Genomic DNA, 16,088 nt, shown 5'->3' on the forward strand with positions numbered 1-16,088 from the left:
ATCCCCAACCGGGTCAGCGATCCAGTCCATTGGCGGGGCCGGGACGAAGGATGCATGGTCGTTGGCGGTAACGGGTGGCCAGTGTCGCCCCGAAAGGGGCCGTCATCGACATCGATGAGACCGATCTCGCCGAGGCTTTCTAACTGCCCGGCGCTGACCTTTCCAACGAAGAACTGCTGGTCCAGGTCATTCCGTCCAGTCTGACGAATTCACGTTTATGTCCTGTTTCCTTGTCCACCACCGCAGCCAGCTCGCCAAGGAAAGGGACGGAAACAAGTATTGCACCGAATGCGAAGGCTGAACCATTTCACCTGCTCGAAGGGCGACGGCTGACCCTGGGAAATATGTGGACAGGGCTGCAGCGCAACAGCAGTCCCAGCGTCTCCTCGACCTCACGAACCCGACGCGCCGGCCCCGGACTAAGCTTCACCACCTGGATGGGAAACAACGCATTCCGCAGCTTCCAAACCTGTCACAGTCAGCCCTTTCTAACGCGGACCACTCGCCATTCGTGCGGGCCATGTTCCCATGCTCTCGTGGAATCAGATTCGGTCGAGGTCACCCTCCTGGATCATCCGCCGCCACTTCCGGAACGTCCACCGTGTCCCGTAGCGCCACACATTGCCCGATATATGGCTGATGTCCACAACCGGCACGCTGCGCGATTGCCATGCACAGTTTCACCAACTGCTCATATCGAGCATCGGAGGCACTGGACTTCCTAGACACATATTAGGTCTACCGATGAAACTCCTAAGTCGCTGAGGTTAACTCCAAGCCGTAGGAAAGGTTCAATTTTGGCCCGTCACCGACAATGGCTTTTATTCACGCAAAGACACCTTCCGCCCTTTGTGTCCGCTGCCTGGCAGAGACCAAGACCGGAAGGCGGCAGGTCGGTCATTCTTCCCAGCCAAGTCCATTGGTCGTCGCGAGAGGGGTGCTTGCATTCGGCACATTCTGTCTGTCCGCTGCCAAATAGTGCCGTACGTAGTCGATCCATCCGGAATAGGAAAGCCATAGTGGAACGTCCTTCTGTTCAGAGAATCAACCTAAACGTGCTTTTGAGACCCACGAGAAATAGGTGGGGTGCAGGCTGCGGGGCATCGTCCTACAGGAGGCGATACATCTGCTCCACGGTGTCTACGTCCTCACCGGTAGATTCATCACTGCAATCGATAAGATCTACGAGCCACGGTTTCTGGCGTAAGAAAACCCTGGCTCCGGCATCACCGGAAACGGTACTGGCCACTGCTGGCCGAAGTCCTGCATCGATGACCATTGGATGACCTCTTCGGAGCACCCGAGGGCTGTCTAACGATGAGTACGCAGCCGAACTGATGCGCCCCGGCCGGTGGGAGACGAGTAGCCGGCCAACAGTGGTGACGCTGAGCCCTGGTTGATCTACCAGAGCCACGAGGATGTGGTTCTTTGTATGTGCAGCAGCATCACCGGCAAGGTAGGAACTTCCCATACCTGAGGACCAGTCATGGTTCACCACTATCCGATAGGGCTCAAGGTTTGCACGGGCGCACACCGCTTGTGCATTCGCTCCAAGAACAATTACTACCTCATGACAGCCGCCGACAAGCATTGTCTCGGCGGCGTCCTCAACGAGGTTTCGTCCGCGGTATGGCAGGAGCGCCTTCGGACCACGCCCAAGACGTTTTCCGGCGCCGGCGGCCAGCAACACTCCCGTCACACACGGCAAATCCGTGTCACCCACCGTGAGGTTCCTGTTCGCAAGATGGAAGGACTGTCAGATCCCATTGCTTGGTGCGATCCCGACGCAGTCGATAGTCAGTACAAAAGATTAGCCTTCTCTCCCCAAGCCCTTCTAGGCGAATCCAGATGATGCCAAGGGAAGGAGCGCTCGTGTCCACGACGCCGGAGTAGGGTAACGTGCCATCTTCACACACCTGGATCTGGTCACCCTGCGCCAACATTTGCAGATCAAATAGCTGGCTTTCGTCGAAGTTGCCGGGTGCGGGATTTTCTACTGACTTTGAAACTGCCATGGTCTTGTTGTCCACCGGGTTTTGCCAACTTCGGCTGTCTTCAGAAGGTTGCATTGCTAGCTCTTTAAGGTTGGACATTGCTAGGCCGGGTCCGAGTGCACAGCGCCAGTGGAGTCGCGCAGAGGGCGGCCACTCCCCTGCCAACGCTTGGCTATTATTTCGGCCACAACTGACACTGCTGTTTCCTCCGGTGTCCGGCCGCCGAGATCAAGTCCGATGGGACTATGAAGCTCGGCAATTTGCCGCTCTATCACTCCAGCCTCCAGAAGGCGGTTTAGCCGATCTTCATGGGTCTTTCGTGAGCCCATAGCGCCTATGTAGGAGGGCCTGCATGCCCCCTCCAGCCGCAGGGCGATTTCCAAGACAGGGACGTCGAACTTGGGATCATGGGTAAGAACGCAGATGACCGTGCGGTTGTCCACCTTTCCCTGTGTCACTTCCTGCTGAAGGTAAACGTGAGGCCAAGATACGATCACCTCGTCCGCACCAGGAAAGCGCGCGGTGGTCGCAAATACAGGGCGAGCATCGCAGACGGTCACATGAAAGCCCACCATTGACCCAGCCCGCGCGACTGCTGCTGCAAAATCGATGGCACCAAAAATGATCATTCTGGGCTTGGGCTGATAGGAAGAAACAAAGACCTTTGTTCCGGTTTCCATCCGTTCCCCGCTGGGACCGTACGTGAGCACCTTGGATTCACCCGAAGCCAGCAGGCCTCTCGCATCGTCGGCAATCGCATGGTCCAGCATGTTATTGCCGAGGGTCCCGCCAGTATGGGCTGGCCAGACTATTAGCCGCTTACCCAGCATTTCTGGCTGGTCATGTTCGACCACGGTAGCGGTGGCAACGGGGTTGCCCTTCTGAACGTCCTGAATGATCGTTCGTAATTCTGGGTAACTTTCTTTGGTGACTCGTTCAACGAAGACGTCGATTGTTCCGCCACAGGTCAGTCCTACGGCTACAGCGTCATCGTCGCTATATCCAAACCGTTGCAGAACAGGAGTACCGTCTTCAATGACCTCCTGCGCAATTTGGTAAACAGCTCCTTCGACGCAACCCCCGGAGACTGAGCCGACGGCCTCCCCCGGGGTGCTTACGGCCATCGCAGCGCCCGCTGGCCGGGGGGCCGATTTAGACGTGCTGACGACTGTGGCGAGGGCGAAGGTTTCTCCGTGCGTCGTCCATTCTGCCAGTGCTTCAATAACGTCACGCATGTGCTATCCGATCTGCTAGGTCCCTAAAAGCTGCCATGGTGTGGCCGGCGACCAGGGCATCAACGTGCGGGAGAACGGCCTTAATGCCGCTCTGTATAGGTTCGTATCCAGACTTTCCGCGGTGGGGGTTGGCCCAGATAACACGATGAGCCAAACCATGGAGGCGGGAAACCTGACGGGCAAGATCCCTGGGATCCCCACGTTCCCATCCGTCACTGGCGATCACCAGCACAGAACCTCTGAGCATTGCGTGTTGTCCCCACAGGGTAATGAAGGCCGCTAGGGCTTCGCCCAGTCGCGTGCCTCCGGACCAATCGGGAACGACGAGTCCAGCGTCCAACAGTGCGACCTCCGGATCCGGGTGCTGCAATGCCGAGGTCACTCTGGTTAGGCGTGTGCCGATAGAAAATACTTCTGTTGTGTCGGACGCGCCAGCTAAAAGGCGGTGACCGAAGCGGAAAAAGCTGTCAGCATAGGCTTCCATAGATCCTGAAACATCTACGATCAAGACGACTCGTCGGGGCTTTTTCGTTCGGAAGCGATATTGCAGGCGCCCTGGTTCGCCGCCTCTCCTCAGATTGTCTCGGACAGTGTGTGCCGGATCGATGCGCTTGTGGCGATGGGTCCGCTTGTAACGCGCCCTTCTCAGCGGTTCTCTAACAGGTAGAGCAGCAAAGGCCTCCGCAAGATAACTCTTTTCCTCCGCTGACATGAGTGCCACATCTCGGTGTTGCAGGGATTCATCTTTGCTAGCCAGTGCAATCTGCTGCTCCAATTCCGGCTGAGGGCTGTCGCCGTCTGCTGCGTCGGGAAGGCTTGCTTCCTGTCCCTCCGAAAGGGGCACAGGAATCGGCGATTCCGATGAAAACCACAGGCGGAACGTCCGGTCGTAGGGCCCGAAGTCAGACCTGCTCCTACATAACGTCGCGCGTCCGGCCCAGAAGACCTCGTCGCGACGCTGAAGATCCAAAACGCTCAGAGCCTCGAGGTAAAGCTGGGCCTGTTCGGCCCCTATGGTCATCCCCTCATCTCTGAGAGCACCTACGAAACCATAAAAAATTTTCAGACCTACTTGTGAAGACATCGCCAGTACCGTTCACGTTAGGTAGGAAAGACGGTTCTTAGGGCGTTCAAGATAAGCTCCTGGTCGTCTTGGTCTTTGCAGAGGGCGCCAATTGTCAGGCTGGCACTGTCGGCGTCGATGTCACTTCCGCCAAGGCGGTTCAAAGCCTGGGCCCAGTCAAGCGCTTCGGCTACCCCAGGGGAGCGTCGCAAACGTCCCTGATTGCGCAAGGACTGGACTACGTCCACCACCTGCTGCGCTAGCTTCTCATCCACGCCGGGCAGCCGTGTCTTGATGATCTCCAACTCACGGGCCGGTTCTGGGTGGTCTATCCAATGAAAGTAGCATCGCCGTTTCAGAGCCTCGTGTAACTCTCGGGTCCGGTTGGAGGTCAGGATCACGATGGGTGGAACTTTGGCGGTGATAGTACCCAACTCGGGTATAGATATTTGGTTTGATGCGAGCACTTCCAGGAGGAACGCTTCAAATTCATCGTCAGCTCGGTCAACCTCGTCGATGAGGAGAACGGCCGGTCCACTTTGTAAGGCCCGAAGAATCGGACGAGGCAGCAGGAAACGTTCGGTATATAGGGACTGCTCTAGTTCCTCCGCACTCGTTGTCGAATTTGCTGCCTCCAGTGAGCGTAAGTAAAGAATCTGACGTGAGAAATCCCAGTCATAGAGCGCTTGGGTGGACTCGATGCCCTCGTAGCACTGCAGTCGGATCAACGGGATTGCCAGCATCTTAGCTATTGCTTCGGCCAAGGACGTTTTTCCCGTGCCTGGAGCACCTTCAACAAGCAGCGGCTTGTTCATCGCAACAGATAGAAAGACGGTGGTGGATAGACCCTCGTCAGCCAAATAGTTGACAGCCTTGAGCCGCGCAGCCATCTCACCGGGACTTTCCGGTTTGGTCACTTTGTCGTTACTCATTGTCTCGCCTTGCTAGTCGGTTTTCGAGGTGTGGCATTGCGGCTTTTTGCGGTGTCTACTTATGCAGGTGCTGAATACCGCCAGTAGAAGGGCGTCCACCGGCCGTACCAAACGTAAGAACAGCCGATTCCGGGATGCCCCGCCCTACCCGAATCGGCAGGACATCCCGGCCGAGTCTGCTCGGATTAGACCCTTACTATTCCTACAAGTGGCTTGCGATCACGGTCTTGCCCTTAGCAGCCCAGATATCTGCCCGCCGGTCGTTCAGCACCGGGAACGAACTTCGCAGTTCGTTCAGTGAATCGAAATTGAGAGTTGCACGGAGAACGGCTTCCTCTTTGTCTGCCTGAGCGAGGATATCTCCGTTGCCATCCACAATCTGACTGTGACCACCCAGCTCCACCTCCTGGTCAACCCCCGTCATGTTGCATTGCACGACAAAGGATTGGTTTTCGATTGCTCGAGCGCGACCCAGAGTCTGCCAATGCTGAATTCGCGTAAGTGGCCAGCATGCTGGTATCACATTGAGCGCCGTACCTTCTGCTGAGATGTGTCGATATAGTTCGGGGAAGCGAAGATCGTAGCATGTGCTGAGCCCAGTGATGGCAGTGGCTCGTTCTGTCTGCAGCTCCACCACCCTGGGTTCATCTCCCGCTGCTATCAGCTTTGGCTCTCCGTCGGAAAAGCCGAAGCGGTGGATCTTTTTATAGGTCGCCCGGAGGGATCCGGTCGGGTCAAAAAGAACCGATGTATTCCACATGTCAGAAGCAGCGCTGCTTGGTTCCGTGACCATGAAAGAGCCGGCGTGAAACCAGGCCTTCTTGTCCCTGGCCACTTCGGACAGGAAAGTGAACACTTCACTTTCCAGCGAAATGGCGTTCTTTCGCCAGCTGTCGTAGGAGAACCCGCCATGAAGCCAGAGTTCAGGCAGGACGATCAGGTCCGCTTTGCCGACGCCAGAAACCAAGTCCTGGATACGCGAAATCCTGTCCTCGAGCAGCTCTGTTGAGTCAAATTTCACCTGAACAGCTGCTACGTCAAGTTGCCCTCTACTTGGTGCTAGTTCGCGCACTTCCATCAGGTTCAAGACCTTCGGTTGCTTCCTGCGGCAACACCGGCCGAGAAGACCGCAATCAGCGCAGCTACGATGGAAACGATTGCGGGCAGCCACTGTCCAACTGCGGGAACTTCGACCTGACTGCCAGGGCCCTTTTTGGCGGCCCGCGTGTCCTTTGCCAGCTTGATGAGGTCCAGTACTTCGGATTCTGCCTGAAGAGGTTGCTTTACTTCTCTTCCGAGGGCTGCTTCAGTTTTTGAGAGCTCAGATGCTTCGCTGCTGCTCTCGCTTCCTGAAGTCATCTCTACAGCCAACCGTTGGGCGAATACTCCGAGGATGGCCGTGGCCGCTTCATTGATTACACCTCGCCCGAACTGAGCGATTTTACCTGTCATGTCCAGCTCGGTCTGAACAATGACGGTGGCGCCGTTTGCTTCCGGCTCAAGTCGGGCGGTGATAGTTGCGGACATATTTCCTTGCCCGCGAGCATCCTTCGCACGGGCCTGAATTACCGCGCGGCGGCCCTTTTCATCGACCTCAATGAATCGGGCAACGCCGACATACTCGGCCGTGATGGGCCCAACCTTGATTTTTGCCTTGCCCTCGTACTCGTCACCGTCAACACTGGTGATGGATGCTCCGGGAAGCATGGGGGCGATTCGCTGCAAGTCCAGCAAAACCGGCCACGCCTCGTCCGGGGGTACGGGCACGGTAAAAGTGTTGGTCATCTCCATGATGGTTTTTCCTTATTAAGAATTAGTGACGACGGATGGTTCATCCACTTTAGGGAGCCCAAAAGCAAACGCGGGGTTTCCGGGCTCAAAGCTTCCCCCGTGCTGCAGACGGGACGCCATCTTTTTCACTTTGTTGAGATAAGCGTGTCCCTGCTGCAGCTGTCTGGTTTCCCAACTCTGCAGGGACCCCCGCAGATCATGGTTCTTTGTGAAGACTTCGGCAAGGGTTCGTGCGTCATCACAAGCTTTAGCACCCCCCGCAGCGGCGTGGGGCCTTGGAGTCACCGCCGCGTCTCCGATCAACAGGACACGGCCATGAACCATGCGGTCGACGGTGGCATCTGCAACAACAGTCACGAATGGGGAGGAGGCGTTGAGTACGAGGTCCCTGAAGGGCTTGAAGAGGCTCTCGCCCTTACTGTGGAACTGACGGAGATTGTGGGGATTCAGCGAGTTGTTGTGCACCGATGTCGGGAGCCTGATGCCGCGAACGTCTGTCATAAGTTCGTCGAGGTCCGGTCCTTCAGCGACGTTCCAGTACCACTGAAAATTCAGACGCGGGGACTCGGCGTTTTCCCGTCCTGGAATCGGGTAAGCGATGAGGTGGCCATCGTCCAGAAGTCCATACGTGAACTTGTCGTTAAAGTAGTTCCACACGTCGTCGGCAACTTCGCCCGGCTGAAGCACGCCTCGCCAGGTGACGTAGCCCGCGTATGTGGGCTCAATACCCAGCAGGCGCTTGCGAACTACCGAGGCTCCGCCGTCCGCGCCGATCACCCAGTTCGCTTCGGCCTTTGTGCCATCTGAGAAGCGCATCTGCACTGTTTCGGAATCTTGGCTTAGGCCGACCAGGCATTTACTGGTGTGGTATCGCTCGGGTCCGAACAGCTCGTAGAGCCCCCCGTATATCGAGTCGTAGCTAGTGAAGCGCCAGTCTGCAGGAACGGATCCGACTCTTTCTCCAGTCAGTGCGTCCACATATTCCATGGATGATGACGGCACGCTGATGGAGTCCAGCTCAACGCCTTGCTCCAGCAAGTAATGAACAAGCTCCGGCTGGACGACAATGCCTGTGCCGAAGCCTGAGAGGGGCTGAGGTGATCGCTCATAGACATCGACGTCAACGCCAGCATCTCGAAGCATCAGCGCTGCTGTCAGCCCAGATATCGAACCACCAACTACCGCGATACGGTCGGTCGTGGGACTCATGCGTTATTCCTTAGTGCCATGGCGAGCGGGCGCATCGGGGCACCGCTCGCTCCCCGAAGACGGATAGGAGCAGCGATTAGGCAAAATTCCTTTACTCCATCCGCTGCCAGTTCCTCCAGATTCAACAGTTCCACCATGGGCACACCGGCTTCGGCAAGGAAGTGGGTATGCCCGGGAAGCCAGTTGTCCTCATGCTCCGACGGACCTACCTCTACGCACTCCTGGTCAGCACCGATTGCGGAAATGTTTTGGCTGGTGAGCCATCGGGCAGCATCCAGGCTTAGGCCTGGAGGGTTTCCAAGAGTCTTGGTTCCGTCCGGCCAGTAACGCATACGTCCGGTACGGACCAAGGGCACATCCCCCGTCTGCAGTACGAGGCCGGCTTTATCCAGTGCCTCTTCGATGTCTGCAACAGTGATCGCGTAGGAATCAGGGAGGCAGTCAACGTTCTTGAGACCAGCAATATCCAACAATACGCCGCGGGTGATGATTGGCGGGATCGTCTCCGCCCCGCCCTTGGTCCAGGTCCGGCTGCCCAGATTCTCTTCCGGCTTATACCCATTGTAGATCTGTCCGTCGACACCGAAGTGGTTCAACGAGTCAATATGCGTCCCGGTGTGGGTATACATGAAGACGACGTCACCCGAGTAGCACACGTGCCTGTTGACATCCTCGCCGACGCCGTTGAGGTTATCCACCACCGTGCCTTGAGGGGTGTGGCTCATGAAAATTTGGTAGCTAGGGTCACCGGCTCCCTGAAAGCTGGGCATGCCTACGAAGTAGTCAACACTGAGGTCATAGACCCGAGACGGGTCGGCCCGGTGAAGGACGTCGGCGCGTACAGACTCGTCAAGGAGGTTTAGTGCGCCCCGCTCGTCATCGGCGCCCCACGGGCTCATCCCGACCTTTACGTCTGCAGTCTGGCTCATCAGACGGCCTCGACTTCGTAATCAACCACAGCCCTGTCCGCGAACATCGGCATAAGTGTGGCGACTACCTCGAGGTGGAAGGGATCCGTGGAGTACTTGTCCAGATCAGCCCAGCTTGCAAAGTCAGAAATCAGAACTCCGTCCCACGGCGCACCGTTATCCCCGGGGTCGCCAGAGTGAGTGCCAATCTCCCAGCCCTGAATGAAACCTAGGCGCGGGGGAAGAGTGTTGAGAATTTCAACAATTTCCTCCTGGCTGCTGCCTTCAGCTACGCGCCATGCAAATACGTGTCGAACCTTAGTCATCAGTAGACCTCTCATGTGTGTCTTGGATTACCCGCCGGGTTGTGTCTGTTCAGTTTGGTAAGAGCAGCGAAGTTGTCCCACTGGCGGATTGCACAAGTTACCGTTCTGCTTTGTTCAAACCTTGACAGCGGCTGAAGATCTGCTCGGGGGTGACTGGCAAACGGTCAGTATGTACGCCATCGGCGATGGCATCATCGATAGCTGAAGCGATTGCCGCGCCGGCCGCAATGATGCCAATTTCCCCAAGGCCCTTGGCGCCAAAGGGGTTGTCCGGTGACTTGGCATCTTCAGTTACAAAACAGTCGACGTTCGGCATCTCCTGAGCGCTTGGCAACAAGTAGTCCATGAACGACGTCGTAATCGGCTGTCCATCCTCTTCGTAGAGGAACTCCTCGTACAGGGCGCCTCCAATGCCTTGAACCGCCGCACCTATGATCTGGCCCCTCGTGGTCAGGGGGTTGATTACCCTTCCTGCTTCCGTGGAAGTGGAAAAGCGAAGAATCCTATGACCGCCTGTGTCAGGATCTAGTTCGATTTGTACGAGTGTTACCCCGTATGGATAGTTCATGGCGTTGTTCATGTAGACCGCGTCCGCTGCTAGGCCGGGTTCATCATTGTCGGCCCTCGCCGTGAAGGGGTCCCTCGCCGCTGCGATCTCGTACAGCGAGATTTGCTGATCAGTGCCCTTGACCTTAAAACTGCCTGCAGTTAATTCGAGGTCGTCCGGATCAGCTTCCAGCATCTCACTGGCCAAGCGTCTGGCTTTTTCCACAACTGCAAGCGCAGCTTTGCGGGCAGCACCTCCAGCAAGAACAGTTGAACGGCTGGACCAGGAACCCACACCGTCCGGAATAAGCTCTGTATCGCTATGGACGATGTCAATGTTTTCGGGAGCGATCTGTAGCTCTTCGGCGACAATCTGGGCCAGAACCGTTTCGATTCCCTGCCCGACCGAGGAACCTCCGGTTTTGACCGTGACGCGGCCGGCACGGCTGACTTCAACGCCGCCGGTTTCGAAAAGCCCCAGACCTGCCTTATCCATCAGCACGCCGAGGCCTACGCCGACTTTTCGGCCATCCGCCCGTAGTCGTTTGGATTCCTCAAGCCACTCCGAGAAGTTTGCTGCCTCCAGAGCTTCGTTGAAATGCTTAACTACGTCTCCCGAGTCGAAGTGGTAGGGCTCGTGGACGATGTCAAGACCCGGTGTCCAAGGGAGGTCTTCAGCCGTAAGAAGGTTTCGTCGGCGAAATTCCGTCTTGCTGAGACCGATTTCTTCACACGCCAGATCAAAGATCCGCTCTCGAGCGAAAGTGGACTCGTAGCGTCCAGGCGCGCGGTAAGCTCCGACAGGTGTTTTGTTGGTGAAGACGGCGTGCAGAGTAGCATCGTAGGCAGGGACCCGATAGGGGCCGAACACAATGCCGGCAGTAATGTCGCTGACTAGCGGCTCCGCCTGCCTGAAATAGGCACCATGGTTGTGGAAAATTTCGTCCTTCATACCCAGGATTCTGCCCTCAGCATCGAGCGCGAGTTCGAGCTTATGCACCATTTCCCGGGCATGGGACGTGGAAGTCATGTGCTCGACTCGGTCCTCAGTCCATTTGATCGGGACTCCCAACGTACGGGCTGCCCATGCTGCAACAACGTTTTCTGGGAAGACTCCGCCCTTCACGCCAAAACTGCCGCCGATCTCTACGTGTTTCATCCGTACGTTGACCTCGGGAAGATTCAGCATCTTGGCGATGATCCTCCGGTTGTCATGCACATGCACGGTGCCCCAGATGAACAGCGTGTCCCTTGCTGGGTCGGGCTGTACCACTACGGCCCGCGGTTCCATAGGTACACCGGAATGGCGGTTCGTGACGTACTTGTGGCGAATGACGTGCTCTGCTTCGGCGAAGGCGCGATCAATATCGCCGTAGGCCTTTTTGATGCGCGCACCTTCATTGCCGCGCCCCGGAAAGAGCTCGACCTTACCGGTCAATGCTTCTTCCGGATCCAAGAGGACCGGGAGCGGCTCATACTCGATAGAGACAAGCTCAGCTGCGTCTTCGGCAAGATAAGGATCAACAGCAAGTACAGCAACCACTGGCTGCCCCACATATAGCACCTTGTCTACTGCTAGGACGGGGTGACTGAAGTCCTCAATGTTTTCATAAATTTCGTGATATCCCAGCTCTTCCAAGAGAACCGAACCCAGGTGCCGCGTGTGCTCAGACGTGATAACCATTCGTACGCCTGGAGTCTTTTCAGCTTCAGTGGCGTCTATGGACACGATCCGGGCATGAGCCTGTGTTGAACGGACAATGCGCATATGCAATTGCCCGGGCACTCCCAGATCGCCAGCAAATGTTGCTGTTCCAGTGAGTAGCCGGCGGTCCTCCCGCCGCAGAACCTCCTGGCCTATCCATGCCTGTCTGTTGCCCTCGTCCGCGCCGGCTCTACCGTTGTCAGGGATGAGCGCTTTAGCCTTTGCCATCATGCGCTCAGTATGTCATCGGGCCGTCCAGCCTGGATGTTCAGGCATTGACAAAAACGCGGCCTAAGTCTCCGCAGTTAGTAGGCGCCCTCGCGCAGCTTCCATAGCATGATCATTTCGCAGACCCCTTGCGCGGGGTCACGGAAGTCTGACTATAGGGAGATAGCGGTATGACTGTAACTTCGCAGGTGAAACCTGAAGATGAAATGCTGAACTGGGGGCGTCTTATCCTTGACGGCGTTTCCTACTCAGACATGGTGGGTGCTCGCGATAGGCCCAAGGAGATCACCTGGTTTGACTACTGGATGAGTCTCGCAAATGAGTATGAGCAGGAAGCGGAAAGGAAAGTGGCACTGGGCCATGACCTGTCCGCCGGTGAACTCCTGATGTCAGCCGCACTCTGTGCCCAGTACGCTCAGTTCCTCTGGTTCGACGAGCGCCGGCAGAAGGGCCAAGCTCGGAAAGTTGAGCTGTATCAGAAGGCAGCTCCACTGTTGTCCCCGCCTGCAGAGCGTCACGAGCTAGTCGTCGACGGTATTCCGATGCCTGTCTATGTGCGCATTCCGGAGGGACCGGGACCACACCCCGCTGTGATCATGCTTGGTGGTCTTGAGAGCACAAAAGAGGAAAGTTTCCAGATGGAAAATCTTGTGCTCGATCGGGGAATGGCTACTGCCACATTTGACGGTCCCGGCCAGGGCGAGATGTTTGAGTACAAGCGGATTGCGGGTGATTACGAAAAGTACACGTCCGCGGTAGTGGATCTGCTCACCAAACTTGAAGCGATTCGGAATGATGCTATCGGAGTGCTGGGGCGGAGCCTGGGCGGTAATTACGCTCTCAAATCTGCCGCCTGTGAACCGCGTTTGGCCGCATGCATTTCTTGGGGCGGATTCTCAGACCTGGACTACTGGGACCTCGAAACTCCCCTGACAAAGGAAAGCTGGAAGTACGTCTCCAAGGTTGACACTTTGGAGGAAGCAAGGCTGCACGTCCATGCGGCTTTGGAGACCCGGGACGTCCTTTCCCAGATCGCATGCCCGACGTACATCCTGCACGGGGTGCACGACGAGGTTCCACTGTCCTTCGTGGATACCGTCCTCGAATTGGTGCCGGCAGAACACCTGAACCTAGTGGTTGAAAAGGACGGTGATCACTGCTGCCACAACCTTGGAATCCGTCCCCGGCTTGAAATGGCAGACTGGCTCTATGATGTTCTGGTTGCCGGAAAGAAGGTCGCCCCAACAATGAAAGGGTGGCCCCTCAATGGATAAGATCAGGAAGATCAGTACCGCGACCGCGCCGCTTGAATCCTGGCAGCCGGACGGTGTAACCGTCCATGAGGGAAATCCCAATGGTCATGGGTTCACGCTTTTCGAACGCACTTCCTCTCCCCAGTTCGGCACGGGTATCTTCACTTCGCAGCCGAGCACAACAACCTATGAACTCACTGACAACGAGATTATCTACGTTGTCGAAGGCTCAGCAACGCTCACACTTGCATCCCAAGAGCCGGTTTCCGTGACTGCCGGCGATTTGGTATTTCTGCCGAAGGGGCACACATCTACCTGGGAGTTTCACGAGCCATTCAAGGAAATCTGGTTCTTGGTGGAATAGGAGATGTTAGCAGCGACGCCGTGAGCAGGTTCATTTACGGTGCAGGTTGCGGGAGGCCGGGAGATTCCTCCAACCCAGTAAGCTCGAGCTTCATGGCCTCGACCATCCGCGAAAGTCTGATGGCAACGGGCAATTCATCTCGCAGCACTCCCCTTGCACCAATTTTGCCCTCGATGAGTTTCAGTCGATAGGCGATAGTTCGGCTGTGCACTCCGAGGCGCTGTGCCGCGGACGCCGCATTCTGACCCGAAGCAAAATAGGCTTCGAGGGTTTCCACTAACCTGCTTGGGGGGTCTTGGTGCAATCCGAGACCCCCCAGTTCGTCGGAGATGAATGTGGTTACGGCAGCGAGATCGCGCATAGCCAACGCCTCGAGCATGACATCTTCATACCAAGTGACCTGAGTGCCCAGTTTTTGGGCAACCGAATCGGCCTCCAACGCCCGTCTATGGGAAACTATAAATCCGTCCACACCTTCGCTCAGAGTCCCAAACGAAATTCTGGTGTCCTTCGGCAAGGCGTTTGCGAGGACAACTTGCGGTGAGGGCAGCCGATTCGACCACTCCGCCCAAATATAGCCGGTCTCATCCTCGGCCGTGATAACAAGGGGGCGGATCCGAGAGGCAGTGCCCAGTGTCCGAGCAACAGCCTCCGTGCTTTCGCCAGGTACCACGGCTGCCAGGTGCCGGCCGGAAAGGTTATAAGAAAAAACCGTCGAATCGATTGGCAGCCCAGCGAGGAGAGCCCTCAGCGTCGATAGCTTCCTCCGGTTCTGGCTCTGCCTTGAAAATGCGGTGCTCTCCATTTGGTACGTCTCAATAATGGAAGCGGAAACTTTATCGTTCCAAGCGAAATGGCTGGCACTGGCGTGCCGCAGAACCTTTGACCGTCGGACGGGATCGGCGATGATTCGATGCGCCTCTTCCAAGACAAACTCCCACAAAGTGGCTTGGGCCGCCCTAGATCCCCTGAGCAGATGATGAAGGTCGACGCCCGCCCGCGCAGCCAGCCTCACCTCGCGAAGAGTTTCGTTGGAAGCCCTAGTGGCTCCTACGCGCCCCTGACCGATGTATTCGAGGACATCGCGCAAGGAAGCCGTGATGGTTTCCGATTCCGCCTCGGTAAGAGAGGCGTTACGTGTCGCGGTCGAATAGTCTTCGTACGCATACTGCAGTCTCGCCCGTATACAGTCATAGATTTCGGGAATCCTTGCCTTCACGGCAACGGAAAGTTCATCCAGTCCTTCCTCAATGGTCATACACTGAGACTATCAACAGAGCTCGCCTGCGCCGAGACTCAGGCGGCGCATGAATTTAGGAACATGATCCAGACACAACATCTATCGGCAATATCGGTCGCCATTACATCGGACATAAATCAACTGTCCGACTCTATGGTCCGTCGACTCCATGATGATGTTCAGGCTGGTGTGGGCTTAGACCCTGCACTGGCGCAGCGGAGATCTGAGCGGCTGGCCGCGGCCCTGCTATCTATCAGCAGGGCCTTGTCCGGGTCAGAGGAACCAAACGACAAGTTTCTTGCCGAGGCCACCTTGGAGGCTCGCGAGACAGCCCAGGCCGGCGTGGATCTACTCGAGCTCATCCATACCTATCGAGTGCTGCAGTCTGCGACCTGGGATGTGCTCCTGGACCTTACAACTACTCTTATCCCGGATGCATCACAGCAATTGGAAATTCAAAAATGGGTCTCTCAGTTGCAGCATCGGTGGCATGACGTTGTAGTTGCCAACGTCATCGACGCGTATCGTTCAGAACAGCATCGGTTCTTTTACAAGTCGGAGGATCACCGGCTTAGAAATGAGTTGCGGGATTTCATTGCAGGACGGCGCACTGCCCGACCAAACACGGGGTACCCCTTTGAAGGACAACATTTATCCGTGGTGGCCTGGGGAAATGATCCAAAGGGTACCATCGACCTCGCCGCCACGCTGATCAACAGCGAAGTACCTTTGGTACTCGAAAGCACCGGCGGAGCCTTTCTGGGCTGGTTGGCGGTAAAGGATGGACAGAATGCCGACGCGCAAGTCATTGAAGGGGACTTTCCCGACGGTGCACATTTGGCTCTAGGGTCCATTGATAAGGGGTTCTCCGGTTTCCGGCGCAGTCACCAGCGTGCTTGGAGGGCTTATAAAGTTGGCCGCTTGACCGGCGCACGGATAACCCGGTACACGGACGTGGCTCTCGAAGCTGTCTTCGCTACAAATATGCAGGCGGTGCGTGACTTGGTCTTGCAGCAGTTGGGCCCTTTGCTTGCTGACCCCCGCAAAGACATACTTTGCGACACTCTCCGGGCCTATTTCTCTGCTGGTTGCAATGCCGTAGCGGCTGCAGCAGCACTCCAGGTTCATGAGCGCACCGTTGCCTACCGGCTCAGATCCATTGAAGAACGGCTTGGCATAAGCGTTGCAGAACGTCATGTCGAGCTCCTCGTAGCCCTACGACTTTATGGCTTGCTGAAGTCAATCGCCGAGACCGACATCCTGTAGCGAACGGGAGCGTCAGGGCTGGTTCGTC

General features: G+C 56.6%; 15 protein-coding genes and 1 pseudogene. 4 read left to right on the plus strand and 12 right to left on the minus strand.

What is annotated here, in order from left to right; all coding sequences use genetic code 11:
* Positions 1-92: 92 nt before the first annotated feature.
* Positions 93-301 (plus strand): annotated as a pseudogene (locus ACZ5J0_RS20555) (DUF4193 domain-containing protein); the annotation flags it as partial.
* 807 nt (positions 302-1,108) lie between these two features.
* Here ACZ5J0_RS20555 and nboR read toward each other — a convergent pair.
* The 11 genes from nboR to kdhC form a co-directional block, all read right to left on the minus strand.
* Positions 1,109-1,723 carry a nicotine blue oxidoreductase gene (gene nboR, locus ACZ5J0_RS20560; RefSeq protein ID WP_017200526.1) on the minus strand — a complete coding sequence of 205 codons (615 nt, stop codon included), beginning with the start codon at positions 1,721-1,723 and terminating at the stop codon, positions 1,109-1,111.
* The gene (locus ACZ5J0_RS20565) at positions 1,716-2,069 is read right to left on the minus strand and encodes a hypothetical protein (protein WP_017200525.1); all 354 of its coding nucleotides are present in this window, start codon (positions 2,067-2,069) and stop codon (positions 1,716-1,718) included. The genes nboR and ACZ5J0_RS20565 overlap by 8 nt, the downstream gene beginning before the upstream one ends.
* Before the next feature lie 26 nt (positions 2,070-2,095).
* The gene (locus tag ACZ5J0_RS20570) at positions 2,096-3,229 is read right to left on the minus strand and encodes an XdhC family protein (protein ID WP_016359443.1); all 1,134 of its coding nucleotides are present in this window, start codon (positions 3,227-3,229) and stop codon (positions 2,096-2,098) included.
* Positions 3,222-4,313, minus strand: coding sequence for a vWA domain-containing protein (locus ACZ5J0_RS20575; protein ID WP_031217298.1), 1,092 nt, complete (start codon positions 4,311-4,313; stop codon positions 3,222-3,224). The genes ACZ5J0_RS20570 and ACZ5J0_RS20575 overlap by 8 nt, the downstream gene beginning before the upstream one ends.
* A gap of 17 nt (positions 4,314-4,330) precedes the next feature.
* Positions 4,331-5,224, minus strand: coding sequence for an AAA family ATPase (locus tag ACZ5J0_RS20580; RefSeq protein ID WP_016359445.1), 894 nt, complete (start codon positions 5,222-5,224; stop codon positions 4,331-4,333).
* Between the two features lie 202 nt (positions 5,225-5,426).
* On the minus strand, positions 5,427-6,302 hold the full coding sequence (locus ACZ5J0_RS20585; RefSeq protein ID WP_021474599.1) for a carbon-nitrogen family hydrolase: 876 nt from the start codon (positions 6,300-6,302) through the stop codon (positions 5,427-5,429).
* A gap of 5 nt (positions 6,303-6,307) precedes the next feature.
* Positions 6,308-7,015 (minus strand): SRPBCC family protein, encoded by a 708-nt coding sequence (locus tag ACZ5J0_RS20590; protein WP_021474598.1) that lies wholly within the window; start codon positions 7,013-7,015, stop codon positions 6,308-6,310.
* 15 nt (positions 7,016-7,030) lie between these two features.
* Positions 7,031-8,224 (minus strand): 2,6-dihydroxypyridine 3-monooxygenase, encoded by a 1,194-nt coding sequence (gene dhpH / locus ACZ5J0_RS20595; protein ID WP_016359448.1) that lies wholly within the window; start codon positions 8,222-8,224, stop codon positions 7,031-7,033.
* Positions 8,221-9,153 (minus strand): cyclase family protein, encoded by a 933-nt coding sequence (locus ACZ5J0_RS20600; RefSeq protein ID WP_016359449.1) that lies wholly within the window; start codon positions 9,151-9,153, stop codon positions 8,221-8,223. Before ACZ5J0_RS20600 ends, dhpH begins: the two co-directional genes overlap by 4 nt.
* Positions 9,153-9,458: a Dabb family protein gene (locus tag ACZ5J0_RS20605; protein WP_017200523.1), complete on the minus strand. Its 306-nt coding sequence runs from the start codon at positions 9,456-9,458 to the stop codon at positions 9,153-9,155. The genes ACZ5J0_RS20600 and ACZ5J0_RS20605 overlap by 1 nt, the downstream gene beginning before the upstream one ends.
* Positions 9,459-9,555: 97 nt before the next feature.
* Entirely contained in the window at positions 9,556-11,940 is a 2,385-nt protein-coding gene (gene kdhC, locus ACZ5J0_RS20610; protein WP_017200522.1) for a 6-hydroxypseudooxynicotine dehydrogenase complex subunit gamma, read from the minus strand.
* A gap of 167 nt (positions 11,941-12,107) precedes the next feature.
* On the opposite strand from kdhC, the gene ACZ5J0_RS20615 reads away from it, so the two are divergent.
* Positions 12,108-13,211, plus strand: a complete 1,104-nt coding sequence (locus ACZ5J0_RS20615; protein ID WP_016359452.1) for a 2,6-dihydropseudooxynicotine hydrolase — start codon at positions 12,108-12,110, stop codon at positions 13,209-13,211.
* On the plus strand, positions 13,204-13,554 hold the full coding sequence (locus ACZ5J0_RS20620) for a cupin domain-containing protein (RefSeq protein WP_016359453.1): 351 nt from the start codon (positions 13,204-13,206) through the stop codon (positions 13,552-13,554). Before ACZ5J0_RS20615 ends, ACZ5J0_RS20620 begins: the two co-directional genes overlap by 8 nt.
* Before the next feature lie 34 nt (positions 13,555-13,588).
* Here ACZ5J0_RS20620 and ACZ5J0_RS20625 read toward each other — a convergent pair whose 3' ends face one another.
* Positions 13,589-14,812, minus strand: a complete 1,224-nt coding sequence (locus ACZ5J0_RS20625; protein WP_016359454.1) for a PucR family transcriptional regulator — start codon at positions 14,810-14,812, stop codon at positions 13,589-13,591.
* A gap of 63 nt (positions 14,813-14,875) precedes the next feature.
* On the opposite strand from ACZ5J0_RS20625, the gene ACZ5J0_RS20630 reads away from it, so the two are divergent.
* Positions 14,876-16,060: a PucR family transcriptional regulator gene (locus ACZ5J0_RS20630; RefSeq protein ID WP_464094959.1), complete on the plus strand. Its 1,185-nt coding sequence runs from the start codon at positions 14,876-14,878 to the stop codon at positions 16,058-16,060.
* The last annotated feature ends 28 nt before the right edge of the window (positions 16,061-16,088 follow it).

The sequence above is a fragment of the Arthrobacter sp. DualSoilB13 genome (assembly GCF_055389195.1).

Excerpts from the sequence above, each read along its gene's own strand:
- ACZ5J0_RS20570 (WP_016359443.1), bottom strand. The coding sequence starts at position 3,229 with ATGCGTGACGTTATTGAAGCACTGGCAGAATGGACGACGCACGGAGAA.
- ACZ5J0_RS20585 (WP_021474599.1), bottom strand. The coding sequence starts at position 6,302 with ATGGAAGTGCGCGAACTAGCACCAAGTAGAGGGCAACTTGACGTAGCA.
- ACZ5J0_RS20565 (WP_017200525.1), bottom strand. The coding sequence starts at position 2,069 with ATGCAACCTTCTGAAGACAGCCGAAGTTGGCAAAACCCGGTGGACAAC.
- kdhC (WP_017200522.1), bottom strand. The coding sequence starts at position 11,940 with ATGATGGCAAAGGCTAAAGCGCTCATCCCTGACAACGGTAGAGCCGGC.
- ACZ5J0_RS20625 (WP_016359454.1), bottom strand. The coding sequence starts at position 14,812 with ATGACCATTGAGGAAGGACTGGATGAACTTTCCGTTGCCGTGAAGGCA.
- ACZ5J0_RS20605 (WP_017200523.1), bottom strand. The coding sequence starts at position 9,458 with ATGACTAAGGTTCGACACGTATTTGCATGGCGCGTAGCTGAAGGCAGC.
- ACZ5J0_RS20590 (WP_021474598.1), bottom strand. The coding sequence starts at position 7,015 with ATGGAGATGACCAACACTTTTACCGTGCCCGTACCCCCGGACGAGGCG.
- dhpH (WP_016359448.1), bottom strand. The coding sequence starts at position 8,224 with ATGAGTCCCACGACCGACCGTATCGCGGTAGTTGGTGGTTCGATATCT.
- ACZ5J0_RS20580 (WP_016359445.1), bottom strand. The coding sequence starts at position 5,224 with ATGAGTAACGACAAAGTGACCAAACCGGAAAGTCCCGGTGAGATGGCT.
- ACZ5J0_RS20620 (WP_016359453.1), top strand. The coding sequence starts at position 13,204 with ATGGATAAGATCAGGAAGATCAGTACCGCGACCGCGCCGCTTGAATCC.
- ACZ5J0_RS20615 (WP_016359452.1), top strand. The coding sequence starts at position 12,108 with ATGACTGTAACTTCGCAGGTGAAACCTGAAGATGAAATGCTGAACTGG.
- ACZ5J0_RS20630 (WP_464094959.1), top strand. The coding sequence starts at position 14,876 with ATGATCCAGACACAACATCTATCGGCAATATCGGTCGCCATTACATCG.
- ACZ5J0_RS20575 (WP_031217298.1), bottom strand. The coding sequence starts at position 4,313 with ATGTCTTCACAAGTAGGTCTGAAAATTTTTTATGGTTTCGTAGGTGCT.
- ACZ5J0_RS20600 (WP_016359449.1), bottom strand. The coding sequence starts at position 9,153 with ATGAGCCAGACTGCAGACGTAAAGGTCGGGATGAGCCCGTGGGGCGCC.